Origin of the sequence: Pseudomonas sp. PS01270 (assembly GCF_029959775.1) — a bacterium.
GTDB lineage: Bacteria > Pseudomonadota > Gammaproteobacteria > Pseudomonadales > Pseudomonadaceae > Aquipseudomonas > Aquipseudomonas atacamensis.
The window spans coordinates 1-23686 of record NZ_JASCPT010000063.1 but is presented as its reverse complement, the minus strand read 5'-3'; the positions used below and the strand labels follow the sequence as shown (position 1 = coordinate 23686).

At 62.4% G+C, this 23686-nt stretch carries 22 protein-coding genes; 7 read left to right on the top strand and 15 right to left on the bottom strand.

From position 1 onward, the window contains the following. Positions 1-28: 28 nt before the first annotated feature. From QMX86_RS17420 to QMX86_RS17410, 3 genes are all read right to left on the bottom strand, one after another. Entirely contained in the window at positions 29-1000 is a 972-nt protein-coding gene (locus QMX86_RS17420) for a L,D-transpeptidase family protein (RefSeq protein ID WP_024013783.1), read from the bottom strand. 195 nt (positions 1001-1195) lie between these two features. Further along, positions 1196-1489 carry a hypothetical protein gene (locus QMX86_RS17415; RefSeq protein ID WP_016770881.1) on the bottom strand — a complete coding sequence of 98 codons (294 nt, stop codon included), beginning with the start codon at positions 1487-1489 and terminating at the stop codon, positions 1196-1198. Between the two features lie 57 nt (positions 1490-1546). Further along, entirely contained in the window at positions 1547-2152 is a 606-nt protein-coding gene (locus QMX86_RS17410) for an arylesterase (protein ID WP_122707276.1), read from the bottom strand. 10 nt (positions 2153-2162) lie between these two features. On the opposite strand from QMX86_RS17410, the gene QMX86_RS17405 reads away from it, so the two are divergent. The 3 genes from QMX86_RS17405 to greB are packed head-to-tail and all read left to right on the top strand — an operon-like array spanning position 2163 to position 5882. After that, a complete protein-coding gene (locus QMX86_RS17405) occupies positions 2163-2846 on the top strand; it encodes an ABC transporter ATP-binding protein (protein WP_016770883.1) in 684 nt (227 codons plus the stop codon). Further along, a complete protein-coding gene (locus QMX86_RS17400) occupies positions 2846-5350 on the top strand; it encodes an ABC transporter permease (RefSeq protein ID WP_282386306.1) in 2505 nt (834 codons plus the stop codon). The genes QMX86_RS17405 and QMX86_RS17400 overlap by 1 nt, the downstream gene beginning before the upstream one ends. A 34-nt stretch (positions 5351-5384) precedes the next feature. Beyond that, positions 5385-5882: a transcription elongation factor GreB gene (gene greB, locus QMX86_RS17395; RefSeq protein WP_071173132.1), complete on the top strand. Its 498-nt coding sequence runs from the start codon at positions 5385-5387 to the stop codon at positions 5880-5882. A gap of 6 nt (positions 5883-5888) precedes the next feature. On the opposite strand, the gene QMX86_RS17390 is transcribed toward greB, so the two are convergent. The 3 genes from QMX86_RS17390 to QMX86_RS17380 form a co-directional block, all read right to left on the bottom strand. Beyond that, entirely contained in the window at positions 5889-6197 is a 309-nt protein-coding gene (locus QMX86_RS17390; protein WP_041478394.1) for a hypothetical protein, read from the bottom strand. A 249-nt stretch (positions 6198-6446) separates the two neighbouring features. Next, positions 6447-6881, bottom strand: coding sequence for a DoxX family protein (locus QMX86_RS17385; RefSeq protein WP_039759946.1), 435 nt, complete (start codon positions 6879-6881; stop codon positions 6447-6449). A gap of 113 nt (positions 6882-6994) precedes the next feature. After that, complete coding sequence (locus QMX86_RS17380; RefSeq protein ID WP_282386302.1) at positions 6995-8416, bottom strand: transglycosylase SLT domain-containing protein; 1422 nt, start codon at positions 8414-8416, stop codon at positions 6995-6997. Positions 8417-8650: 234 nt separating this feature from the next. Between QMX86_RS17380 and QMX86_RS17375 the strand changes: the two genes are divergently transcribed. The 3 genes from QMX86_RS17375 to QMX86_RS17365 all read left to right on the top strand — a co-directional run bounded on the left by QMX86_RS17375 (position 8651) and on the right by QMX86_RS17365 (position 11741). Then, the gene (locus QMX86_RS17375; protein WP_282386300.1) at positions 8651-9457 is read left to right on the top strand and encodes a TatD family hydrolase; all 807 of its coding nucleotides are present in this window, start codon (positions 8651-8653) and stop codon (positions 9455-9457) included. 207 nt (positions 9458-9664) lie between these two features. After that, entirely contained in the window at positions 9665-11146 is a 1482-nt protein-coding gene (locus QMX86_RS17370) for a methyl-accepting chemotaxis protein (RefSeq protein WP_282386298.1), read from the top strand. A gap of 229 nt (positions 11147-11375) precedes the next feature. Then, entirely contained in the window at positions 11376-11741 is a 366-nt protein-coding gene (locus QMX86_RS17365) for an Mpo1-like protein (RefSeq protein ID WP_016770891.1), read from the top strand. Between the two features lies 1 nt (position 11742). On the opposite strand, the gene QMX86_RS17360 is transcribed toward QMX86_RS17365, so the two are convergent. The 3 genes from QMX86_RS17360 to QMX86_RS17350 all read right to left on the bottom strand — a co-directional run bounded on the left by QMX86_RS17360 (position 11743) and on the right by QMX86_RS17350 (position 13914). After that, the gene (locus QMX86_RS17360; protein ID WP_110601561.1) at positions 11743-12537 is read right to left on the bottom strand and encodes an acyl-CoA thioesterase domain-containing protein; all 795 of its coding nucleotides are present in this window, start codon (positions 12535-12537) and stop codon (positions 11743-11745) included. Between the two features lie 234 nt (positions 12538-12771). Then, positions 12772-13530 carry a CHAD domain-containing protein gene (locus QMX86_RS17355; protein WP_282386294.1) on the bottom strand — a complete coding sequence of 253 codons (759 nt, stop codon included), beginning with the start codon at positions 13528-13530 and terminating at the stop codon, positions 12772-12774. Between the two features lie 105 nt (positions 13531-13635). Further along, positions 13636-13914 carry a hypothetical protein gene (locus QMX86_RS17350; protein WP_016770894.1) on the bottom strand — a complete coding sequence of 93 codons (279 nt, stop codon included), beginning with the start codon at positions 13912-13914 and terminating at the stop codon, positions 13636-13638. A gap of 214 nt (positions 13915-14128) precedes the next feature. Here QMX86_RS17350 and QMX86_RS17345 point away from each other — a divergent pair, with 214 nt between their 5' ends. Continuing rightward, positions 14129-15166 (top strand): patatin-like phospholipase family protein, encoded by a 1038-nt coding sequence (locus tag QMX86_RS17345; RefSeq protein ID WP_039759961.1) that lies wholly within the window; start codon positions 14129-14131, stop codon positions 15164-15166. A gap of 109 nt (positions 15167-15275) precedes the next feature. Here the strand turns inward: QMX86_RS17345 and QMX86_RS17340 are convergent, their stop codons facing one another. From QMX86_RS17340 to kdpF, 6 genes are all read right to left on the bottom strand, one after another. Next, positions 15276-15971, bottom strand: coding sequence for a response regulator (locus tag QMX86_RS17340; protein WP_122507533.1), 696 nt, complete (start codon positions 15969-15971; stop codon positions 15276-15278). A 48-nt stretch (positions 15972-16019) separates the two neighbouring features. Then, positions 16020-18671, bottom strand: a complete 2652-nt coding sequence (locus tag QMX86_RS17335; RefSeq protein ID WP_282387695.1) for a sensor histidine kinase KdpD — start codon at positions 18669-18671, stop codon at positions 16020-16022. A 144-nt stretch (positions 18672-18815) separates the two neighbouring features. Beyond that, on the bottom strand, positions 18816-19361 hold the full coding sequence (gene kdpC / locus QMX86_RS17330) for a potassium-transporting ATPase subunit KdpC (protein ID WP_041478316.1): 546 nt from the start codon (positions 19359-19361) through the stop codon (positions 18816-18818). Positions 19362-19590: 229 nt separating this feature from the next. After that, positions 19591-21648: a potassium-transporting ATPase subunit KdpB gene (gene kdpB / locus QMX86_RS17325; RefSeq protein ID WP_282387534.1), complete on the bottom strand. Its 2058-nt coding sequence runs from the start codon at positions 21646-21648 to the stop codon at positions 19591-19593. A gap of 10 nt (positions 21649-21658) precedes the next feature. Further along, a complete protein-coding gene (gene kdpA / locus QMX86_RS17320) occupies positions 21659-23353 on the bottom strand; it encodes a potassium-transporting ATPase subunit KdpA (protein ID WP_282387536.1) in 1695 nt (564 codons plus the stop codon). Between the two features lie 8 nt (positions 23354-23361). Continuing rightward, positions 23362-23451, bottom strand: a complete 90-nt coding sequence (gene kdpF / locus QMX86_RS17315) for a K(+)-transporting ATPase subunit F (RefSeq protein ID WP_007899818.1) — start codon at positions 23449-23451, stop codon at positions 23362-23364. Between the last annotated feature and the right edge of the window lie 235 nt (positions 23452-23686).

The following is a 23686-nucleotide window of genomic DNA, read 5'->3' as shown; positions in this document are numbered from 1 at the left end:
GCTCGCATCGGCGGGTTTCGATCAGCTCTTATTGCTGCAGATCGATCGGTGCACTGCTCACCATTGGCGCAGAGGTATTCGGCACGGCGATCTCTACCGGCAGGCCGTCTTCGGCGGCGACCACATCACGCACCACATCCCAGTTCATGCGCAGGTTGCTGGTGATGTCTTCACGCTTGAGCATCGCGTTGATTACCGCGGTGTGCTTGTCGACCACCGACGGGTTGCCCTTGTCGTCGAGCGGCGTGTGCGCTTCCAGATAGACCTTGCCGCCACTGCGACCGAACTTGTACGGGTCGTTGATGATGCGCACCGAGGTGCCGACCGGGACCATGCCGGCCATCTCCAACACGTTGTTGTTGAACATGCGAAAGCAACCATGGCTGGTGCGCATGCCGATGCCGAACTTCTTGTTCGAACCGTGGATCAGGTAGCCCGGCGTGCCGAGGGTGAACTTGAACGGCCCCAGCGGGTTATCAGGACCGGCCGGCACCACATTCGGCAGCGGATCACCGTCAGCAGCGTGTTCGGCCTTGATCGAAGCCGGAGGCGTCCACGTCGGGTTCGGTGTCTTGGCGATGATCGAGGTGTGCGCGATCGGCGAGCCCCAGCCTTCGCGGCCGATACCCAGCGGGAAGGTGTACACCACGTCGCGGCCTTTCGGGTAGTAATAGAGACGGTATTCGGCAAGGTTGATGACGATGCCTTCACGCGGGCCCGGTGGCAGGATGAAGCGCGTCGGCAGGACGATCTCGGTACCGGCGCCAGGCAGCCAGGCATCGATGCCCGGGTTGGCCGCAACCATTTCCGAATAGCCCAGATCGTAGGTGGTGCCCAGGTCGGCGAAGGTGTCTTCGTACTTGGCTTTGATCACCTGCACCTGGCCGACGATGTCTTCGCCGGGTGGAGGCAGGGGAAGCTCCAATGCAGCAACGGGACCGGCCACACACAGGGCGGCAAGTGACAGGCAGCGGGTGACGGCAGGAAAGCGCGGCAACATCCGGAAAATCCTTCGCATGATCATCAAGGGTATAAGGGCGCGATTGTACACCGCGGCCTGGGGATTCGGGAGACACGCCGATAGACCGTGTCGCGCCCTGAAAGATCGCAGCCTCGTTGCACTCGTCAGCTCCTACATTTGCAACGCATTCCCTGTAGGATCTGACGAGTGCAACGAGGCTGCGATCTTTTGATCTTAAAGTTCGAATCGCAGCTCAGGCCAGATCGGCGAGGTGCCGCGCTTCTGCGATTCAAGAATCGCCCGGCACAGCGAGCACAGACGCTGATCCTGGAACACCCGGCGATCAACATTCGACCAGCGCGGTTGCGCCGGCAGCAGAGTGCCGCACAGCGTGCGATCAGCCGAGCCACCGAGTTCCAGCTGACGCGTCACCAGATGCACCCGCACTTCCTGGCAGGCGAACAGATCCAACTGCTCGTCAGGCTCGATCAGTTGGTAGGCAAACAGGGACCAGGCAGGACGCGGCATCGGGGGCTCCAAATTAGGGGGCGCCACATTAGCCGAAAGCCTGCCACTAGAAAAGCCTCATAACAGCGGTTTTAGCGTCGGCCAGACATTTTCCAGCAACTTGCTCTGAGCCCCGGCCGCCGGGTGCAGACCGTCGGCCTGCATCAGGTCCGGATGACCACCGACACCTTCGAGAAAAAACGGCACCAACGGGATGTTTTTCTCTTCGGCGAGCTTGCCGTAAACCTCGGCGAACGAATCGGTGTAGCGCTTGCCATAATTGGGTGGCAACTGCATGCCGAGCAGCAGCACTTTCGCGCCGCTCTGCCGCGAGTTGTCGATCATCGAGGCAAGATTTTGTTGCAATTGCGTTGGCGGCATCCCGCGCAGGCCGTCATTGCCACCCAGCTCGAGGATCACCAACTCCGGCTTATGCTCTGCAAGCAGCGCCGGCAGCCGCGCCTGGCCTCCGGCACTGGTGTCGCCACTGATCGAGGCGTTGACCACTTTATCGTCGAAACCCTCTTGTTTAAGGCGCTGCTCGAGCAGCGACACCCACCCCAGACGGGTATCCAGGCCGAAACCGGCGCTGATACTATCGCCAACGATCAGGACAGTACCCGCCGCTGCGTTCTGGGCCATGCACATCAAGGCCAGGCCAGCACTCAAAAACCATACACGCATCGGATTCTCCATGGGCGCAAGCATTCTCACCGCGAAGAACCTCAGCAAAGTGGTCCCTAGCGCGGAAGGTGAACTGACTATCCTGCACGAACTCAGCCTGGAACTGAACAAGGGCGACAGCCTGGCCATCGTCGGCGCGTCCGGTTCCGGCAAATCCACCCTCCTCGGCCTGCTCGCCGGCCTCGACCTGCCGAGCAGCGGCGAAGTCACCCTCGCCGGCCAGGGCCTGAGCAATCTCGACGAAGACCAGCGCGCACGAATCCGTGCCGAGCACGTCGGGTTTGTCTTCCAGTCATTTCAGTTGCTCGACAGCCTCAATGCGCTGGAAAACGTCATGCTGCCGCTTGAGCTCGACGGCCGCAAAGATGCCCGCGAGCGCGCCACGCAATTGCTTCAGCGCGTCGGCCTCGGCCAGCGCCTGACCCACTCGCCGCGCCAGCTCTCCGGCGGTGAACAGCAGCGCGTGGCCATCGCCCGCGCCTTCGCGGCCGAACCGGACGTGCTGTTCGCCGACGAGCCGACCGGCAACCTCGACAGCCACACCGGCGAGCGCATCAGCGACTTGCTGTTCGAATTGAACAAGGAACGCGGCACCACCCTGGTGCTGGTGACCCACGACGAACGCCTGGCCCATCGCTGCCGGCGCCTGATCCGTCTTGAAGCCGGGCTGCTGGTCGCCCCTCTGGAGCCTTGATGGCACGTCTGCCGCTGTTGCGTCTGTTCAGCCTTGCCCTGCGCCAGCTCATGCGCGATGCCCGCGCCGGTGAGTTGCGCGTGTTGTTCTTTGCGCTGGTGGTGGCCGTCGCGGCGAGCACCGCGATCGGCTACTTCGGCGCCCGCCTCAACGGCGCGATGATGCTGCGCGCGACCGAGTTTCTCGGTGCCGATCTGGTCCTTGAAGGCAGCTCGCCGGCCCGCGAGGAGCAAATCCGCAGCGGCACCGAACTGCGCCTGAATCATGCGCAAGTGGTGGAGTTTTCCAGCGTCATTGCCACTGACAACGGCATTCAGTTATCCAGCATCAAAGCCGTCGACCGCGCCTATCCACTGCGTGGCGAGCTGAAGAGCGCGCCCGCACCCTTTGCCCAGGAAGAAGTCGGCGGCGAACCGCAACCCGGTGAAGCCTGGGTCGAGGCACGTCTGCTGACCGCGCTGGATCTGAAGATAGGCGACAGCATCGACGTCGGCATGAAGACCTTGAAGCTGACCCGCGTACTGACCTACGAACCGGATCGCGCTGGCAACTTTTACAGCCTGACGCCACGGGTACTGATCAATCTTGACGACCTCACCGCCACCGGCGTGGTGCAACCCGGCAGCCGGGTGAGTTACCGCGAACTCTGGCGCGGCGAACCGCAGGCGCTGGAAACCTATCGTGAATTGATCAAACCAGGCCTCGCTGCCAATCAGCGAATCCAAGATGCCCGTGACGGCAACCGACAGATTGGCGGCGCGCTGGGCAAGGCCGAGCGCTACCTGAACATGGCCAGTCTGGTTGCGGTATTGCTGGCTGGCGTAGCCGTGGCGTTGTCGGCGAACCGTTTCGCCAGCCGGCGTTTCGACGCCAGTGCCTTGCTGCGCTGCCTCGGCTTGTCGCGCCGGGAAACCATGGTGCTGTTCAGCCTGCAACTGACCGTGCTCGGCCTGATTGCCGCCATCAGTGGCGCCCTGCTCGGCTGGTTGGCGCAACTGGGGCTGTTCGCCCTGCTGCATGATTTGCTGCCAAGTGACGTACCGCCGGGCGGGCTGTTTCCGGCGATGGCCGGGATTGGCACCGGGCTGGTGGCGCTGGCCGGTTTTGCCTTGCCGCCTTTGGCTGCACTGGGTCGCGTGCCGCCGCTGCGGGTATTGCGCCGCGACATGCTGCCGATCCCCTCAAGTACGTGGATGGTCTACGGCGCGGCGCTGGGTGCGCTGGGCCTGATCATGTGGCGTCTGAGCCTCGACCTGCTGCTGACCTTCGCCCTGCTCGGCGGTGGCGTGGTCGCCGCGCTGGTGCTGGGCGGCCTGCTGTTGTTGCTGCTGCAAAGCCTGCGCCGCATGCTGGCCCGCGCCTCGTTGCCATGGCGTCTGGGCCTTGGCCAGTTGTTGCGGCATCCATTGGCGGCAGCCGGGCAGTCGCTGGCGTTCGGTCTGATCCTGTTGTCGATGGCGCTGATCGCACTGCTGCGCGGCGAACTGCTCGACACCTGGCAAAACCAGCTACCGAAAAACGCACCGAACTATTTCGCGCTGAATATCCTCCCGGCGGACAAACAGGCTTTCGCCGATCACCTGATCAAGGTGTCCGCGCAAGCGGCGCCGTTGTATCCGGTGGTGCCAGGACGACTGATCAGCATCAATGGCGAAGCGGTGCAGCAAATCGTCAGCAAGGACTCCGCCGGTGACCGCGCCATTCAGCGTGACCTGAGCCTGACCTGGGCGGCGGATCTGCCGGCCGGCAACAAGCTCACCGCCGGCTCGTGGTGGAGCGGCCAGCCGTCCGACGACGTGCCAGGGGTTTCAGTGGAAGGCAAGGTGGCCGAAAGCCTGAAACTCAAACTCGGTGATCACTTGGTGTTCAGCGTCGGCGGGGTCAATCGGGAAGCAAAGGTCACCAGCTTGCGCGAGATCAACTGGGACAACTTCCAGCCGAACTTCTTCATGATCTTCCAGCCTGGCACCCTGAAGGATCTGCCGGCGACCTACCTGACCAGTTTCTATTTGGCCCCTGGGCATGATCAGCAGATTGTCGAGCTGTCGCGGACCTTCCCGGCGGTGACCATCCTGCAAGTCGAAGCCTTGCTCGAACAGCTGCGCAGCATCCTCGCTCAGGTCACCCTGGCGGTGGAATATGTGTTGTTGTTTGTTCTGGCTGCGGGGATGGCGGTGCTGTTCTCCGGCCTGCAAGCGACGCTGGATGAACGCATTCGCCAAGGGGCGCTGTTGCGCGCGCTGGGTGCCGAGCGGCAGTTGCTGATCAAGGCGCGGCGTATCGAGTTCGGTTTGTTGGGTGCGGTCAGCGGTCTGCTCGCGGCGATCGGTTCGGAGGTGGTCAGTCTGGTGCTGTACCGCTTCGCCTTCGATCTGCCATGGCATCCGCATCCATGGCTGCTGGTGCTGCCGTTGATTGGCGCCGCGCTGATTGGTGGCGCCGGTGTGTTCGGCACTCGTCGGGCGCTGAACGCCAGCCCGCTGACAGTGTTGCGCGAGGGTTGATAGACTCACGCGGTCTTAATCACAAGAAGTCGCCATGAGCCGTTATCGCCCTCCCCGCACCGCTGGCACCGCGCTGATCACCCCCGAGGGTGAAGCGCGGATGCGCGCCGAATTCCACGAGTTGTGGCATGTGCGTCGCCCGCAGGTCACCCAGGCGGTGAGTGAAGCGGCGGCGCAGGGCGATCGTTCGGAAAACGCCGAGTACACCTACGGCAAGAAGATGCTGCGCGAAATCGACAGCCGCGTGCGTTTTCTCACCAAACGCCTGGAAGCGCTCAAGGTGGTCAGCGAAAAACCCAGCGACCCGAACAAGGTCTATTTCGGCGCCTGGGTAACCATCGAAGACGAGGACGGCAAGCAGTCGCGCTACCGCATCGTCGGCCCCGATGAACTGGACCTCAAACAGGGTTTGATCAGCATCGACTCGCCGCTCGCCCGCGCGCTGATCGGCAAGGCACTCGACGCAGAAGTGCGGGTGCAGACGCCGACCGGCGAGCAGTTCGTTTACATCGTTGCGATTGAATACCCGTAAGACTGATCAGCGCCGAGTGATCAGGCCCTGCCGTGCAACGCGGGTCAGTTGCTTGATCATTTCCGGCGCATCTTCTGCGCTCGGCGCCTGAATCACCGCCAGATCGAAGCTGTCCGTAGCGAAACGCGCCAGCGACTCGCCGTCATCGACAAACTGGATCAGGAACGCGGCAGGACCGCCGCTGCGACGTGGCCAGCCATCGAGATAACGCAACAGCGTCGGCTGGTGTTTGCCGCCAAGAAGAATTTTCGGGTTGCGCTGGGTGACATGTGCCGTGATCGGCGCGGGACGTGCAGGAGGGCGTAATGCGTTCATCGTGTCGTGTCTCTGCCTCAAAAGTCTGCATGGCAGGTGAGAGGCAACACCGAACCAGCGCTTTAGCGGTATTTCGAAGCCCTGTTCCGGCTTCTGACGGTAACTGTAGAAGTCACCTGGCGCCCCGCAAGTAGCTGTTTAAATCGGCGCATGGGCAACATCCTAGAGAACGTGACCGATCAGTGTCAAGAATCCCCCGCAACAAAAAAAGGCCCGCGCAATGCGGGCCTTTGCCTTGAGCCAGAGCCTTCAACCGGCGATGGCGCGATCCGCCGAGAGCTTGCCGGCACCTTCGATCAATACCGCGATGCTGCCGGCCAGCAGAGCCAGAGCAAACTCGTAACCGTTGTTGGCCATGAACAGACCGTTGCCGATGTGCACCGAGAAGATCGCCACCAGCGAGAGGAACGCCAGACCGAGTGCCGCCGGGCGTACCAGCAGGCCGATGATCAGCGCCAGACCGGCGAAGAACTCGGTACCGCCGGCCAGCGAGGCCATCAGATAGCCCGGGGTCAGGCCAATGCTTTCCATCCATTGCGCTGTGCCGGCCAGGCCGTAACCACCGAACAGACCAAAGAGTTTCTGCGAACCGTGGGCCGCGAAGATCACGCCGACAGCAATGCGCAGGACAGTCAGGCCGTAACCGGCGCGGGTGAACAGAACCTTGTTGATCAGAGAGCTCATGGTGCATTCCTTGTTGTGCAGAAGTGTTTGTGTGTTTGGGTTGGTCGCTATATTAATCAGTTTATTTCATGTTTAAAGCGCAAAAATTTCGCCATAACAATCGAATTATTAGATTATTTCCGTGTGACCACTTTCTGCTGCCGGGGCTCGAGCGACTCACGCTCCCGGTCGAATGCCAGGTAATACTTGTTCACGCTATTAACATAGCTGACGGCGCCCATCCCCACCTGCTCCATGGCAATGCGCTCGACCTGGAAGAACCACTGGTTGGGATTGAGGCCGCGGCGGCGGGCTTCGGCGCGCATGCCCTGCACGCGCTCGGGGCCGATGTTGTACGCGGCGAGGGTGAAAGCCATGCGCTCACGCTCGTTGAGTTTCGGGCTGCTGAAGAACTTGCGGCGGATCATCGCCAGGTACTTGGCGCCGGCCTGCACATTCGCATCGAGATTCTGGATATTGCTCACGCCGACCCGCTGCGCGGCGGACGGGGTGATCTGCATCAGCCCGGTCGGGCCGCTGCCGCTGCGAGCGTTGGGCTGCAGACGCGATTCCTTGAACGCCAGCGCCGCCAGATTGAGCCAGTCCATGTTCTGCGCGTCGGCATGCTTCTGCAGGGTTGGACGGAGTTTTTCCAGACGCTGGCGATCGGCCTTGGCCAGCGGATTGTGTACTTGATACAGGCGTCGATAGATGCGCAGAAACGCCGCGTCTTCGTCCGACGGTTTCTTGTAACCGGTGAGGAAGCGATCAATGCTCGCGCGCAACATGGACGCATCGCGCCGCACGAACCAATGTTCTTCGCCCGGCTCGCCGAGGCTCAGTTGCCGATCAAGGCGCAGCTTCGGCAGGATCTTGCCCCAACGCTCGGCAATCGGTTGCTCGACAATGGTCAGGTGGAAAATCCCGCCCTGAACCATCTCCAGCACATCCTCCACCGCCAGCGTCGGGTCGACCCATTCGATGTTGATCGGCGCCAGTTTGTGCAGCGCCAGTTTCTGGTTGAGCTGACTGACCACCTCCCCCGCCGCACTACCGGTGGGCAGCGCCAGGGTTTTGCCAGACAGTTGCTCGACCTTGGTGTAACGGCGCTGGCCCTTGATGCCGACCAGCACCAGCGGCACGTTGCTGGCAATCGGCTCACTGCTGGCCACTGCATAGCCCGATGGGAGATCGAGCAATTCACCGGGCGCGACCATATCGCCTTCGCCGCGCTGCAAGGCGCCGAGCAATTGATCCTTGGCTTTGGGAATGATTTTGAGGGTGACTTCCTGGCCGTCACGAGCATGGCCATTGAGGTATTGCTCGAACGCGCGCAGTCGGTGGTACTCGACACCGATGGCCTGGCCCTGGACCTCGCCGGAGCTGTTGCGGCTCTGATTGACCAACACTCGCAACACGCGGCTGCTGCGGATTTCGGAGAGGTCGCGAACCTTGCTCGCCGGCACGGCTTGCAGCGGCCCGGGCAGGCGCGCGACCGCCGTCATCGGCAGCAGCAACGCAGCACACAACAGCAGCAGAACCGAGGGACGATGCATCCACTCTCCGAAAAGAATACGGGGCGATTCGTCGCAAAAAAGACGACATCACCGACGAAAACAGAGCGCTTTGAGCGCTGATAAAGTGCGAGAGACTGGCACAGTGATGGCATCGTCGCCACCCCGGAGTTCTTCGCGGCCTCAACAGACAGCCATAAGTCTTTGTAGTTCTTGGCTTTTCTTATAAATCTACAGCTCTGATATGCTTTCCGGCCTTCGGCCCGAGGTAGCACCATGCAACTCATCGATATCGGCGTCAACCTGACCAACCCCAGTTTCGCCGACAAACACCAGGCCGTGCTCGACCGCGCCTATGCCGCAGGCGTCTGCCAACTGGTGCTGACTGGCACCAGCGTCGAGGGCAGCGAGCAGGCGCTGGAACTGTGCCAGCAACTGGATGAAAGCGGCCAACGGCTGTTCGCCACCGCCGGTATTCACCCGCATTCGGCCAGCGACTGGAACGCTGACAGTGCTCGTCGCCTGCGCAGTCTGTTGAACGAATCCAGCGTCGTCGCGGTGGGCGAATGCGGGCTGGATTTCAACCGCGACTTCTCCCCGCGCCCGCAACAGGAAAAGGTCCTGGAAGAACATCTGGCGCTGGCCGTCGAACTGCAATTGCCGGTGTTCCTGCACGAGCGCGATGCCAGCCAGCGGCTGCTGGAGATCCTCAAGGACTTCCGCGATCAACTGCCGGCGGCGGTGGTGCACTGCTTCACTGGCGAGCAAAAGGCCTTGTTCAGCTACCTCGATCTGGATCTGCACATCGGCATCACCGGCTGGATCTGCGACGAACGCCGGGGCACGCATCTGCATACGCTGGTCAAAGAGATCAAAGCGGGACGGCTGATGCTGGAAAGCGACGCGCCATATCTGCTGCCGCGCACGTTGCGGCCGAAACCGAAAAACGGCCGCAACGAACCGGCGTATCTGACCGAAGTGTTGCGCGAGGTGGCGATGCATCGCGGCGAGACCGAGGAAGCGCTGGCCGCACATACCACCGCGTGTGCCCGGGCGTTTTTTAAACTCCCCATTCTCCCCTGACTGCACACGTCCCCCGTGGGAGCGAGCCTGCTCGCGAAGGCGGTGGATCAGCCACAAATGGGCTGAATGACGCAGCGCTTTCGCGAGCAGACTCGTTCCCACAATAGATCTCGGCATCTGTTGATTCATATCAAAACTCCCGAATCTGCATAGCGGCACAATAATGGCACCTTGCCAAAACTGTTTCCGCTATCAGAGAAGACCTCCATGGGTGCCTGGCTTAGCAACATCTCGCTGAAATACAAATTCTGGGCGGTCAACGCGGTCGCCTTTGTCACCACCCTGCTGCTGGTGCTGTACGCCGTACATCTCGAACAGCAGGCCCGCAGCCATGCCGCGCAGGTGTCCGCGCAGGCGCAGGCGCAATTGCTCAAGGCCTGGCCGCTCGGGCAATCGTTGCCCAAGTCCGCTCAGGTGCTGACCTTCAAGCGCGGTGAAGCGCCGCGTCTCAATGATCAACCGCTGCTGGAAATCAGCGGCAGCAACGGCTGGAACGCCATCAATGAAATGCCGCTGTTCGGCGACAACCCATTGATCGGCGCCGAAGTGTTCAGCCGTGCCGACGGTGAGCAAGTGGCGGTCATCGCCTATGCCCCGAGCCTGAGCCAGGTGTTCAGCGAGCGTTTCGCCAACTATGCGCTGGCGGTCTTCGTCCTGATGCTGGCAATGCTCGGCGCTTCGCAACTGCTGATCCGCTTTCTGCTCAGCCAGCTCAACACGTTGAAAGACGTGATGCTGCACGTTGAAAAAACCGGCGATCTTTCTGCTCGTGTGCCGCTGGTGGGCAAGGACGAAGTCGGGCAGATGGCCAATGCCTTCAACGCCATGCAGGCCGGTTATCAACGCGTCGTGAGCACAGTTGCCAGCACCGCGCGACAACTGGACGACGGTGCAGCGCGGCTGGCATCGAGCATGAACGATGTGCGCCAGGGCATGCTCGGCCAGCAGAGCGAAACCGACCAGGCTGCCACCGCGATCAACGAAATGACCGCCACCGTTTATCACATCGCGCAACACGCCGGCGCCACCCGCGATCTGTCGAAAACCGCCGATGGTCTCGCTGGCAGCGGTCAGCAGGTGGTGGCGCGGGTGCAGCAGTCGATTGCCGGGTTGTCCAGCGGCGTGCAGCAGACGGCAGAAATGATTCAACGCCTGGCCGAGGACAGCCAGAAGATCAACGGCGTGGTCAGCGTGATTCACAGCATTGCCGAACAGACCAATCTGCTCGCGCTGAATGCGGCGATCGAAGCGGCCCGCGCCGGGGAGATGGGGCGCGGCTTTGCCGTGGTCGCCGATGAAGTGCGCAACCTCGCCAAGCGCGTGCAGGCGTCCACCGACGAGATCACCGGCATGATCGCCGCGTTACAGGCCGGCACCCGCGATGCGGTGGATTTCATGCAGGAGAGTTCGTACAAGGCCGACGACTGCGTGCAGCAGGCGCAGGAGGCTGGCGCGGCGCTGGCGGAAATCACCGGAGCGGTGGCGCAGATGCGCGAAAGCAACACGCAGATTGCCGTGGCGGCGGAACAGCAGAGTCAGGTTGCCGAGGAGATGAATCGCGCCGTGGTGAGTATTCGTGATGTGACTGAGAACACCGTGCAGCAGACTGTGGATTCGGCGACGACCAGTAACGAGTTGGCGACGTTGGCCGGGGAACTGAACAAGGCGATAGGTCAGTTGAAACTCTGATGGCCTATTCGCGGGCAAGCCCGCTCCCACAGGAATTTTCTACAATCAACAATTGTGCGTACACCGAGCACACTGTGGGAGCGGGCTTGCCCGCGATGGCGTCCGCTCAGGCGACATCAAATATTGCCATTGCCGCTATCAACTCAATAGCCAACCTTGATTCGCCGCCCTCCGCGCCCGGGCCTATTCTTCAACCATGAAGTTCAACATGGATCGAGGAGTAGCAAACATGGGCAAACGTCACCCCAACCTTCCCGCGTGGCAATGGCGCGCGTACCCGGGCAACCATCAGCATCCGACCAATCTGGTCCTGCACTTGATTGCCGTGCCGTTGTTCATCGTGGCGTTTCTGTTGATCGTGTCGGGAGTGTTCAGCCTGAGTCTGGCCAGCGTCGCCATCGGTGTGATCGGTATCATCGCGGCGCTGGGTCTGCAGCGCCACGGCCACGGCCTGGAGGCGCAAGCCTCCGAGCCGTTCAGTGATCGCAAAGATGCCGTGTCACGTTTGCTGGTCGAGCAGTTTCTGACCTTTCCGCGGTTCTTTCTCAGCGGTGGCTGGTGGCGCGCCTGGCGTGAGCGCCACCGTCGGCATTGAGTCAGGCGAAGATCGTCACGGTCTGCCGACTCATGGCAATCAACTCTCCCTTCGCACTCCACAACTTCGCGGCGACATGGCCGTAGCCGTCGGCTGCGTATTCGATGTCGGCCAGGTATTGGCACCAATCCAGCGTGCTCAAGTCGTGTAACGGCTGCACGAATTCGATGGTCCAGGTCAGCGTGCTACCCGGCGCCGGCTTCTTCAGATACGGCAACAGCGCCGGCGGCCAGGCATCCACCAGCGCCAGCAGATGCGCCTCGTTGACCGACTCCTCTTTGACATCCCCACGCAACCGCACCCAGCCGCCCATCAAGCGCGAGGCCGTGCCGGAAAACGGAATACCGCCGACGCTCCAGCGCATCGCCAGATGGCGCATGAATTCCGGGGTCACGCCTTTGATGTAGGGCAGCTCCTGGCATTCGTCCCAGTGCTTCATCGTTGGCGCCGGGTAGGCTTCGACGGCGACTTCCGAAGGCCGCGAGGCACCGAAGCTGCCCTGAATGATCGTCACCACCTGACCATTCTGCATGGCGCGGCCCAACACCTGGCTGACGGCTTTGCCTTCACGCAGCACATCGACTTCGAAACTCACCGGCACCTCCGGCTCGACCGGGCCGACAAAGGTAATCGCCAGCGAACGCACCGGGCGCTCCGTCGGCACCCTGGCGCGCATGGCTTCAAATTGCAGCGCGGCCACCAGCCCGCCAAAACTGGCACGGCCCTGCCCCCATTCGGCGGGGATGGTCACTTCAGGTTGTTGGCGGACAGCATCGAGCAGATCGCAAAAGCGCATGACAACCTCGGAAAACGAGAAAGGAATGCGCGGATCTTACCCAGCCCCGGGCGGCGACGCAGCGTCTATTCCGGTCAAATGGGCTGACAGATAGGCCTTGGCACTTTTCGATTTCGCCGCAAAACCCTTGTAGGAGCTGTCGAGTGAAACGAGGCTGCGATCTTTTGATCTGTTTGCAAATCAAAATCAAAAGATCGCAGCCTTCGGCAGCTCCTACAGAGGGACGCGTAAGCTTCAGGATTTGAAACACGTCACGCTGAGCTTTTCCAGCACTTGATCGGCCTTCAGCTCTGCCTTGATCAACCCGGCCTGCCAGGTGGCCACGCACGGTTGCAGATCGGCTTCCTGCTCGGCGCGGGCCAGCCATTGCCAGCAATCGTGCCAATCGCCCAGTGCGCCTTGCGCCGATTTCAGGCGTTTGTAAGCCGGTTTCGGCAAGCGATCCAGCTCGGGATAGGCTTCGATGCCATAGCGTACGCGCTTGATCAGCAGGCGCAGACGATGGCGGTCATGGGCGGGATCGTGCAGCGCCGCATCGAGCTTCTGCCATTGTTTGCCCAAGCGTTTTTCAATGCGTTTATCCAGATCCTTGAGCAGACCCTGACGCTGCGACGCGCGCAAGAATCGTGGAAAGGCGTCGAGAATCATCAGCAGCGAAGCCAGTTCCGCACTCGCCGCCAGCGCCGGATACGCCTCGGCCATTTGCGCCAGACGCCGCTGCGCAGCCTCGGGTTGTTCATGCTCGAGCAGATACGCCGCCAACACTTCGCGATCACGCCACGGCGTGGTCAGATCACCCACTGCCGAAGCCGCCGCCTCCAGTTGCTCGACTCCCGGCAAGCCGCGCAACGGCCGCAACAGACTGCGCAAGCGCCGCACCGTAGTGCGCAAATCATGCAGCGCCTCGGGATCAGTGCGCGCAGTCAAGCGCGCCTGACATGCCAGCAGCCGCACATCCAGGCTCAAAACATGAGCCACCAAGCGATCGATCATGGGGGTCTACTCCGTAGACAGCTGCAAGCTTCTAGCTACAAGCTTCAAGCTGAATGGGGTCGCTTTGAGCTTGCCGCTTGCAGCTTGAAACTTGCAGCTGCTTTTTTAACGTCCTGCGCGGGATTCGCGGATGTAGAAGCGGGCTTTCTCGGCTTTCTTGCTGCAGCCTTCGAAGCCTTCGAATTGTTGCTGGGTCTTGGCGGCGGTCAGCAGCGACAGCGCTTTGGAATAGCTGACGGTGCCGGCGAAACCTTCAGCCTTGGCCAGGTCCAGTTCGTGCCAGGCCGCGTCGAGTTGGCTGCCGCAGCTGTCGCGGTACGCGGTTTTGCCGGCGCAACCGGCCAGAACCAGAGCCATCAACGGTACACAGATCCAGGCTTTCATCACTCACACCTCAAGGTAGGTCAACAGTCGTGCAGGTAAGACGGTCAAGCGGCGAAAAAGTGCCTCGCTGACCGGTCAAACCACGTGGCGCAGAGCATAGCGCGCAAGCGTGCGCCGCGAGCGAAAAACGACGTCACCGCTTCGCGCAACGACCTTGGCGATTGAGCCGCTTGGCCGATGCGTGCATTGTGCAGGCTTGTCGGGAGGAAGTTTGATGAAAAAGCGTGTCGCACTGGTGCTGGGCTCCGGTGGCGCCCGGGGCTATGCCCATATCGGCGTTATCGAAGAAATTGAAAAACGCGGCTACGACATCGCCTGCATTGCCGGTTGTTCGATGGGCGCGGTGGTCGGCGGGATCTATGCCGCCGGCAAACTGGATGAGTACCGGCGCTGGATCGAAAGCCTTGATTACCTCGACGTGCTGCGCCTGGTCGATGTGAGTTTCCGTCTCGGCGCGATTCGCGGTGAAAAGGTCTTCGGGCAGATCCGCAAAATCGTCGGCGAGATCAACATCGAAGACCTGCGCATCCCCTACACCGCCGTCGCCGCCGACCTGACCAATCAGCAGGAAATCTGGTTTCAGGAAGGCTGCCTGCATCAGGCCATGCGCGCCTCGGCGGCGATTCCCAGCCTGTTTACCCCGGTGATGCAGGGCAACCGCATGCTGGTCGACGGCGGCATTCTCAATCCGTTGCCGATCGTTCCGGTGGTGTCGAGCCATTGCGACCTGATCATCGCGGTCAACCTCAACGCCACCAATCAGCGCCAGTACAAATTGCCGGTGATCGAGCGGCCTGCAGCGTTTCGTTCGCGCTTCGACAGTCTGATCAAATCCATGGGTTCGAAGTTGCCGTTCCGCCGTAAACAGGCCGAGCAATTGTTGAAGCTGGAACAGGAAGCGTTGCGCGCCGAGGCGGCGGAGATCAACCCGTGGCTCGAAGGCGTCGAACCGGAAAGCCAGCAACCGGCTGCCGCTCCGGAACGCGAAGGCGCGCCGAAATCCGCCACCGGTTCGTTCATCATCGATAACGTCGGGCCGGCGTCGCTGCTGGATTTGATCAACCAGAGTTTCGAGGTGATGCAGACCTCACTGGCGCAGTACAAGATCGCCGGGTATCCGCCGGATATCCTGATCAACGTGCCGAAGCGGGTGTGCCGGTTTTTTGAGTTCTACAAGGCGCCGGAACTGATCGCGCTGGGGCGGGAAATTGCCAGTGATACGCTGGATCGGTATGAGCAGGAGCAGGGTTGATCTGATGCGGATTTTTCGGAGTATTTGATGGCCTCTTCGCGAGCAGGCTCGCTCCCACATTTGAAATGCATTCCCCTGTGGGAGCGAGCCTGCTCGCGAAAGCGTCAGCTCAGCCAGCTTCATTCAACAACCGATACCCAACCCCCGCCTCAGTCACGATAAACCGTGGCCGGGTCGGGTCATCCGCCAGTTTCTGCCGCAGATGCCCGACCACGATGCGCAGGTAATGACTGTCCTCGGTGTGCGTCGGCCCCCAGATATCCTTGAGCAACTGCTGCTGGGTGATCACCCGCCCCGGATGCCGCGCCAGTTGCGCGAGCACCGCATACTCCTTGCGGGTCAGGGCGACTTCGGCACCGTCGAGCAGCACGCGCCGATAGGCCAGATCCACGGTCAACGGGCCGAAACTCAGCGCCGCTGGCTGCGCCTCCCCCGCCGGTGCCTGACGCAACAACGCGCGGACCCGGGCGAGAAATTCCTGAATGCCGAACGGTTTGGTCACGTAGTCATTGGCGCCGCCATCCAGCGCTTCGACCTTCTGCCCTTCACTGGCGCGCACCGACAGCACCAGCACTGGCGTGGTCGCCCACTCGCGCAGTTCGCGCAGGACCTGCTGACCGTCCATGTCCGGCAGGCCGAGATCAAGCACCACCAGGTCCGGTTTGCTCAGCGCAGCTTGCGCCAGGCCTTCAGCGCCGGTGCCGGCTTCGAGCACTTTGTAGCCTTGTGAAGCGAGGCTGATGCGCAGGAATTTGCGGATCTGCGGTTCGTCATCGATGACCAAAATGGTCGCGGTCTGGCTCATGAATTCACATCAACACAATAGATTGGCAAGAGAGTAGCGCAGTCGACTTCAAGCTTCACCGTCCATCCCCGGTTGTGCCTGCAACGGCAGGTGCAAGGTGATGCAGGTGCCGCGCCCGTCGATGCCGTCAGCCACGGAAATACGCCCGCCGTGCGCGCCGACCATGCCCTGACAGATCGCCAGCCCCAACCCCGTGCCCTGCCCGCCGCGATCACCGCGCGCGGCGGTGTAGAACATGTCGAAAATCTTCGCTCGGTCCTCTTCAGGGATCCCCGGGCCTTCGTCGCTGACCGCAAAGAAAATCTCCTGCTCATCGGCGCCGGCGCGCAGTTGCAGGCGACCGTGGCTGGGCGAAAAGCGCGCGGCGTTCTCCAGCACATTGACCAGCGCCTGCTCGATCAACGCCGCGTGCACATAGAGCAACGGCAGTTCGGCCGGCACTTCGGTGCTGACCTGCAGCGGCGCCAGCACGGCGCGCAGGCGATTGAGCGAACTGCCGACGATATCGGCTGGCGACACCCAGTCGCGCGCCAGCTTCAAGGCGCCGTGGCCGAGCCGGGTCATGTCGAGCAGGTTCTGGATGTAGCGGTCGAGGCGTTCGGCCTCGTCGCGGGTGCCTTCGAGCAGCTCGCGGCGATCCTCCAGCGGAATCGCTTCGCCGAGGGCCAACAGGCTGTCGATGCTGCCGCGCATGGCCGTCAGCGGCGTGCGCAAATCGTGGGACACCGAGGCCAGCAAGGCGCTGCGCAATTGTTCGGTTTCACCGTGCAGACGCGCCGCTTCGAGGTCATCGGCCAATTGCGCGCGGGCCAGGGCTTGCGCCAGCGGCTGGCTCAACGCAGTGAGCAAACGCCGGCGCTGACCGCTCAAGCTCTGGCCTTCCCTGGCGCAAACGCCGAGCAACGCCAGCGGCCCGTCCTCGACCGACAACGGCCACCACCACCAACGCCCCAGCGGCAAGGTGCCGGTGCCCTTGCCCGCTGGTTGATCGTGTTGCCAGGCCCAATCGGCGGCGGCGCGTTCGGCCTCGGTGAATTGCAGCGGCCCGCCGGTTTCGACTTTCCAGCCGCCCTGGCCGTCGCGGTTGAGCAAGCACAATTGCACATCGCTCCAGCCTTCGAGGTGTTGCGCGGCAGCGCTGATCACGGCTTGGCGATCGGTCGCGGCGGTGAGTTTGCGCGACAGGTCGAGCAGTTCGCTGGTTTCTTCCTGGGTATCGCGCAAGGCCTGCAACTGCCGCCGCTGACGCGCCGCGAGGTTGCCGGTGAGCGCCGCCATCAACAGGAAGAACAGCAGCGTCAGCACGTCTTCTTCGCGCTGAATGCTGAAAGAGAAATTCGGCGGGATGAACAGAAAATCGTAGGTGAGAAACGACAGCGCCGCACAGGCCAGCGCCGGGCCGAGGCTGCTGCGCACCGCCACCAGCAACACCGCTGCGAGAAACACCAGCGAGATGTTCGGCAGCGGCAACACACTCGATACCGCCCAGGCCAAGGCCGTGGCCAACAACGTCGCGACCAGCGCCAGCGCGTAGTCGAACCACACCAGCGTAACTGAATTGCGCGGGCGCGGTTGGCGCTGCTCGTGGTCACTGTCGAGCACGTTGATTTCCAGACCGTGCGCCTGACGCAGCAGGCGCGCCGCCAGGCCACCGCCGAACAGTCGACGGCGCAGACGTGGCCGCGACTGGCCGACCAGCAACAGACTGGCGCGGCGCTCGGCGGCGTGTTGAATCAGGGTTTTCGCCACTTCGCCGGCCCGCAACAGCACCACTTCGCCACCGAGGCGTTCGGCCAGTTGCTGGGCGCTTTGCAAACGCAAACGCGATTGCTCGTCACGGGCACTGCCGTTGTCGACATGCACCAGACTCCACGGCAGATGCCGGCGCTGGGCGACGCGGCTGGCGTGACGCACCAGCCGTTCGGCCTGCGCATCGCCATCGATACCGACCAGCAAACGCCCGCGCACCGCCGGCGCGGCCTGGCCGAGTTGGCGATAGCCCTGGGCCAGATCGTTGTCGACCTGCGCGGCGGCGGTCTGCATTGCCAGTTCGCGCAGTGCGGTGAGGTTGGTCTGGGTGAAAAAGGCGTCGATCGCAGCGCGGGCTTGTTCCGGTACGTAGACCTTGCCCTCGCGCAGACGCTCGAGCAATTCACGCGGCGGCAAGTCGATCAGCAGCAGCTCGAAAGCTTCCTGCAAAACCCAGTCCGGCAGGGTTTCGCGCACCTGCACGCCGGTGATGCCGCGCACCTGATCGTTGAGGCTTTCCAGGTGCTGGACGTTGACCGTGGTGAACACGTCGATGCCGGCGGCGAGCAGTTCCTGAATGTCTTGCCAGCGCTTGGCGTGACGGCTGCCGGGGGCGTTGCTGTGGGCCAGTTCATCGACCAGCACCAGTTTCGGCTTGGCCGCGAGAATGCCGTCGAGGTCCATTTCCTCAAGCAGCACGCCACGGTATTCGCTGCGCACCAACGGCTGCTGCGGCAGGCCACCGAGCAAGGCTTCGGTTTCGGCGCGGCCATGGGTTTCGACCACGCCGGCGAGGACCTTCACGCCCTGGCGCAGTTGCGTGTGGGCAGCCTGGAGCATGGCGTAGGTCTTGCCGACCCCGGGGGCGGCACCGAGGAAAACCTTGAGCCGGCCACGGCCATCGCGGGGCAGGTCTGCTAACAATGCGTCGGCGCGGCCGGAGTCGCTCATGCTTGATGTCTCTCTTCCTGATGATCGTTCCCACGCTCTGCGTGGGAATGCAGTCCGGGACGCTCTGCGTCCCATAAAAGCAGACGCAGAGCGTCTATTGATGCATTCCCACGCAGAGCGTGGGAACGATCGGTATCAACTGAATTACAGGTTTTGCAGTGCCAGATTCAGCTCCAGCACATTCACCACCGGCGGACCCACCAGCGGCTGTTCGATGTGCTTATCGAGCAGTTGCTGCAAGGTCGACACCGGCAGGTTGCGCGCCGCCGCGACACGCGCCAGTTGATAGGCAATTGCCGCCGGTGGCAAGTGCGGATCGAGACCGCTGGCGGAGGTGGTCAGCAAGGCCAATGGCACCGGCCCCTGCCCAGCGACTTGTTGTTTTTGCGCGTCTTCGATTACGCGGGTCGCCAGGGCCGGATTGCTCGGCGCGAGGTTGCTGGCGCCGCTGGCGACCGTGGCAAAAGCCCCGGCGGACGGGCGTGGGTGGAACCAGTTGTCACCGCTGAAATCCTGGGCAATCAGCGCCGAGCCTCGGACTTTGCCGTCAGCGTCGTGGATCAGGCTGCCGTTGGCCTGAGCCGGGAAAGCGACCTGGGCAATGCCGGTGACCGCGAGTGGATAGGCGACGCCGGTGATCAGGGTCATCAGCGCCAACAGGGTCAGGGCCGGGCGTATCATTGTGGACATTTCAAAATCCTCGAATTCGTTGGGCAAACTTTTGCGGGGTGTCAGGGAGATTTTTCCCCCTCACCCCAGCCCTCTCCCCCAAGGGGGCGAGGGGGAAAGGGAGCCGATCCTTGTGCTGTTCAAAACCCGAGTTAGGCTCGGAATTTCAGGTCGGCGAACCTCGCACAAACACCTCGGTCAGTCCCCTCTCCCCCCGGGAGAGGGTTAGGGTGAGGGGCTCTTTTCAGCCTCACACCAGATGCAACGCCGTAAGCAGCATGTCGATCACCTTGATCCCCACGAACGGCACGACAATCCCGCCGACGCCATAGATCAGCAGATTGCGCCGCAACAACGCCGCCGCACTCGCTGCTTGCACGCGCACGCCGCGCAATGCCAGTGGAATCAGCACAACGATGATCAAAGCGTTGAACACGATGGCCGAGAGAATCGCGCTCTGCGGGCTGCTCAAGTGCATGATGTTCAGCACGCCCAGTTGCGGGTAAATCGAGGCGAACAGCGCCGGCAGAATCGCGAAGTATTTGGCGATGTCGTTGGCGATGGAAAAGGTCGTCAGCGCGCCACGGGTCACCAGCAATTCCTTGCCGATCTGCACCACGTCGAGCAGCTTGGTCGGGTCGCTGTCGAGGTCGACCATGTTCGCCGCTTCGCGTGCCGCTTGTGTGCCATCGTTCATGGCCATGCCGACGTCGGCCTGAGCCAGCGCCGGGGCGTCGTTGGCGCCGTCGCCGCACATGGCGACCAGGCGACCGTCGTTCTGCTCGTGACGAATGCGCGCGAGTTTTTTCTCCGGCGTGGCTTCGGCGAGCACATCGTCGACGCCGGCTTCAGCGGCGATCGCAGCAGCGGTCAGCGGGTTGTCGCCGGTGACCATCACCGTGCGAATTCCCAGTTTGCGCAACTCGGCAAAACGCTCACGGATGCCTGGCTTGACCACGTCCTTGAGATGGATCGCGCCAAGCAATTTGCCGTCAGCGCAGACCAGCAACGGCGTGCCGCCACTCTGGGCGATCTTGTCGATTTCCCGCGCCAGCGCCGGGGCCAGATCGGTGCGCTGCTGACCGAGAAACGCCAGCAGCGAATCCACCGCCCCTTTGCGATACACGCGGCCCTGATAATCGACGCCAGACAAGCGGGTTTCCGCGCTGAACGGCACGGCGGTCAGGGTTTCCGGGGCCGGCTCCGGTTGTGGATGCAGGCCACGGAGGAACTCGACGATCGACTTGCCTTCAGCGGTTTCGTCGGCCAGCGAAGCAAACAACGCGCCTTCGGCCAGCTCACGGCCGCTCACACCCGGCGCGGCATACACCGCGCTGCAACGACGGTTGCCGAAGGTGATGGTGCCGGTCTTGTCGAGCAACAGCACGTGCACGTCACCCGCCGCCTCCACCGCGCGGCCGGACTTGGCGATCACGTTGAGGCGCACCAGCCGATCCATCCCGGCGATACCGATGGCCGACAGCAGGCCGCCGATGGTGGTCGGAATCAGCGTGACCAATAACGCCACGAGGAACACCAGCGGCAGGCTGCCGTTGGCGAAATGCGCGAACGGTTGCAGGGTGACGACCACCAGCAGAAAGATCAGGGTCAGGCCGATCAGCAGGATATCCAGCGCGACTTCGTTCGGGGTCTTCTGACGCTTGGCGCCTTCGACCAGGGCGATCATGCGGTCGAGGGTCGATTCACCAGGGTTGGTGGTGATCTTCACCAGCAGCCAGTCGGACACCAGCCGCGTGTTGCCGGTGACGGCCGAGCGGTCGCCGCCGGACTCGCGGATCACCGGCGCCGATTCACCGGTAATCGCCGCTTCGTTGACCGCCGCGATGCCTTCGATGACCTCGCCGTCACCGGGGATCATTTCCCCGGCTTCGACTCGCACCACATCGCCCTTGCGCAGATTGGCAGCCGGCACGATCTTGAAGCTGCCATCAGCCTGGCGGCAACGGGCGCTGAGGCCTTCGCTGCCGGCCTTGAGGCTGTCGGCGCGAGCCTTGCCACGACCTTCGGCCAAGGCCTCGGCGAAGTTGGCGAAGAGCACGGTGAACCACAGCCACAGGGCGATTTGCGCGGCGACGAAGGTTGGCACATCAGCGTCCGGAAGGAAGCACAGCACGGTGGTGAAAATCGCCGTCAGTTCGACCACCAGCATCACTGGCGAACGCGCCAATTGCCGAGGGTCGAGCTTGACGAAGGCTTGCACCAGCGCCGGACGCCACAGGGCCGAGATCGCGGTTTTGGCTTGTTCCGGCGCTTTGACGGCGGCGGGTTTGATTGCAGGCATATTCATGATGGATTCCTTAGAAGCCCATACTTAAATGTTCGGCGATAGGACCGAGCGCCAGCGTCGGCAAGAACGTCAGGCCGCCCACCAGCAAAATGGTCACGGTCAACAGGGTCACGAACAGCGGGCCGTGAGTCGGGAAGCTGTTCTGGCCGACCGGTGCGCTTTTCTTCATCGCCAGGCTACCGGCCAGTGCCAGCACCGGCAGGATGTAGCCGAAGCGGCCGATCAACATGCCCAGGCCGAGCATCAGGTTGTGGAACGGCGTGTTCGCGCCCAGGCCACCAAATGCCGAACCGTTGTTGGCGCTCGCCGAGGTGTAGGCATAGAGCAACTGACTGAAGCCATGCGGGCCGGGGTTGCTGATGGTTGCCGCAGCGCTGGGAACCGTGGCGGCAATCGCACCGAGCACCAGTACGCCGACCGGCATCACCAGCAGCGTCACCACCAGCAATTGCACTTCGCGGGCCTGGAGTTTCTTGCCGAGGTATTCCGGCGTACGACCGATCATCAGCCCGGCGAGGAACACCGCGATCAGCACGTTGAGCAACATGCCGTAGAGCCCGGCGCCGACACCGCCGAAGATCACTTCGCCGACCATCATGTTGACCAGCGCGACCATGCCGCTGAGCGGGTTGAGGCTATCGTGCATGCCGTTGACCGAGCCGTTCGACGCCGCCGTGGTAGTCACCGACCACAGCACCGTCGCGGTAGTACCGAAGCGCGCTTCCTTGCCTTCCAGCGGCGCAGTCTGCTCGACAGCGGCGTTGTTCAGGGTCGGATTCGGCTGATACTCAGCCCACAGCGAGGTCGCACCGCCGATCAGGAATAGCGCCAGCATGCAGGCGATGATCGCGCGGCTCTGACGCAGATCCTTGACGTAGTGGCCGAAGGTGAACACCAGCGCCACCGGGATCAGAATGATCGAGGCGACTTCGAACAGGTTGCTCCACGCGGTCGGGTTCTCGAACGGATGCGCCGAGTTGACCCCGAAGAAACCGCCACCGTTGGTACCCAGTTGCTTGATCGCAATCTGGCTGGCGGCCGGGCCGAGCGGGATCACCTGATCGACGCCTTGCAGGGTCACGGCATTTACATACTGGGCGAAGGTTTGCGGCACGCCCTGCCAGACCAGATACAGCGCCAGCAGCAAGCACAGCGGCAGCAGGCCATAGAGGGTGGCGCGGGTCATGTCGACCCAGAAGTTGCCGAGGGTCTGCGCCGACTTACGGCCGATGCCACGGCACAGCGCGACCAGCACGGCGAGGCCGGTGGCGGCGCTGACGAAGTTCTGCACGGTGAGACCGACCATCTGGCTCAGGTAGCTGAGGGTCGCTTCGCCGCTGTAGGACTGCCAGTTGGTATTGGTCATGAAACTGACCGCGGTGTTGAACGCCTGGGTCCATTCCTGGCCGGGCAGGTTTTGCGGGTTCAGCGGCAGGTGATCCTGGAACAGCAGAATCGCAAACAGCAGCAGGAAACCGGCAAGGTTGAACGCCAGCAGCGCCAGCGTGTACTTCTGCCAGCTCTGCTCCGCCTGCGCATCGACCCCGGCAAGACGATAGCAACCGCGCTCGACCGGTCCGAGAATCGGCGTCAGCCAGGTGCGCTGGCCCTCCATCACCTGGTAATAGAAGCGCCCAAGGAACGGCGCCGGCAGCAGGACCAGCGCAAAAAACCCGAGGATCAGCCAATAGTCATAACTGTGCATAGCCGCTCCTAGTTCCGGTCCGCGCGCAACAGCGCAACCAACAGATAAATGAACAGCCCCACTGCCAACAGCAGTGACACCCCGTCCAGAACGCTCATGGGAGATCTCCGTGTAACGGCGTATTGCCGTGTGTGCAGCGATTGTCGGGAAGGAGGCTGTAAAGGAACGAGAGCGAGGGCCGGCGTGGGTCATAAAGAAAGCGTAAAGAGTGGGTTTATGCGGGCTTTACGGCAGGTTTTTGCAGCGTCAGGTCGGACCTCATCGCGGGCAAGCCCGACTCCCACAGGTTATGCGCTGGAATCAAATTCAGCGGACGACGCAGAACCCTGTGGG

What these genes read in the sequence shown, in the direction of transcription:
- QMX86_RS17420 (WP_024013783.1), bottom strand. Translation starts at nt 1,000, where the DNA reads ATGTTGCCGCGCTTTCCTGCCGTCACCCGCTGCCTGTCACTTGCCGCC.
- QMX86_RS17415 (WP_016770881.1), bottom strand. Translation starts at nt 1,489, where the DNA reads ATGCCGCGTCCTGCCTGGTCCCTGTTTGCCTACCAACTGATCGAGCCT.
- QMX86_RS17410 (WP_122707276.1), bottom strand. Translation starts at nt 2,152, where the DNA reads ATGCGTGTATGGTTTTTGAGTGCTGGCCTGGCCTTGATGTGCATGGCC.
- QMX86_RS17405 (WP_016770883.1), top strand. Translation starts at nt 2,163, where the DNA reads ATGGGCGCAAGCATTCTCACCGCGAAGAACCTCAGCAAAGTGGTCCCT.
- QMX86_RS17400 (WP_282386306.1), top strand. Translation starts at nt 2,846, where the DNA reads ATGGCACGTCTGCCGCTGTTGCGTCTGTTCAGCCTTGCCCTGCGCCAG.
- greB (WP_071173132.1), top strand. Translation starts at nt 5,385, where the DNA reads ATGAGCCGTTATCGCCCTCCCCGCACCGCTGGCACCGCGCTGATCACC.
- QMX86_RS17390 (WP_041478394.1), bottom strand. Translation starts at nt 6,197, where the DNA reads ATGAACGCATTACGCCCTCCTGCACGTCCCGCGCCGATCACGGCACAT.
- QMX86_RS17385 (WP_039759946.1), bottom strand. Translation starts at nt 6,881, where the DNA reads ATGAGCTCTCTGATCAACAAGGTTCTGTTCACCCGCGCCGGTTACGGC.
- QMX86_RS17380 (WP_282386302.1), bottom strand. Translation starts at nt 8,416, where the DNA reads ATGCATCGTCCCTCGGTTCTGCTGCTGTTGTGTGCTGCGTTGCTGCTG.
- QMX86_RS17375 (WP_282386300.1), top strand. Translation starts at nt 8,651, where the DNA reads ATGCAACTCATCGATATCGGCGTCAACCTGACCAACCCCAGTTTCGCC.
- QMX86_RS17370 (WP_282386298.1), top strand. Translation starts at nt 9,665, where the DNA reads ATGGGTGCCTGGCTTAGCAACATCTCGCTGAAATACAAATTCTGGGCG.
- QMX86_RS17365 (WP_016770891.1), top strand. Translation starts at nt 11,376, where the DNA reads ATGGGCAAACGTCACCCCAACCTTCCCGCGTGGCAATGGCGCGCGTAC.
- QMX86_RS17360 (WP_110601561.1), bottom strand. Translation starts at nt 12,537, where the DNA reads ATGCGCTTTTGCGATCTGCTCGATGCTGTCCGCCAACAACCTGAAGTG.
- QMX86_RS17355 (WP_282386294.1), bottom strand. Translation starts at nt 13,530, where the DNA reads ATGATCGATCGCTTGGTGGCTCATGTTTTGAGCCTGGATGTGCGGCTG.
- QMX86_RS17350 (WP_016770894.1), bottom strand. Translation starts at nt 13,914, where the DNA reads ATGAAAGCCTGGATCTGTGTACCGTTGATGGCTCTGGTTCTGGCCGGT.
- QMX86_RS17345 (WP_039759961.1), top strand. Translation starts at nt 14,129, where the DNA reads ATGAAAAAGCGTGTCGCACTGGTGCTGGGCTCCGGTGGCGCCCGGGGC.
- QMX86_RS17340 (WP_122507533.1), bottom strand. Translation starts at nt 15,971, where the DNA reads ATGAGCCAGACCGCGACCATTTTGGTCATCGATGACGAACCGCAGATC.
- QMX86_RS17335 (WP_282387695.1), bottom strand. Translation starts at nt 18,671, where the DNA reads ATGAGCGACTCCGGCCGCGCCGACGCATTGTTAGCAGACCTGCCCCGC.
- kdpC (WP_041478316.1), bottom strand. Translation starts at nt 19,361, where the DNA reads ATGTCCACAATGATACGCCCGGCCCTGACCCTGTTGGCGCTGATGACC.
- kdpB (WP_282387534.1), bottom strand. Translation starts at nt 21,648, where the DNA reads ATGAATATGCCTGCAATCAAACCCGCCGCCGTCAAAGCGCCGGAACAA.
- kdpA (WP_282387536.1), bottom strand. Translation starts at nt 23,353, where the DNA reads ATGCACAGTTATGACTATTGGCTGATCCTCGGGTTTTTTGCGCTGGTC.
- kdpF (WP_007899818.1), bottom strand. Translation starts at nt 23,451, where the DNA reads ATGAGCGTTCTGGACGGGGTGTCACTGCTGTTGGCAGTGGGGCTGTTC.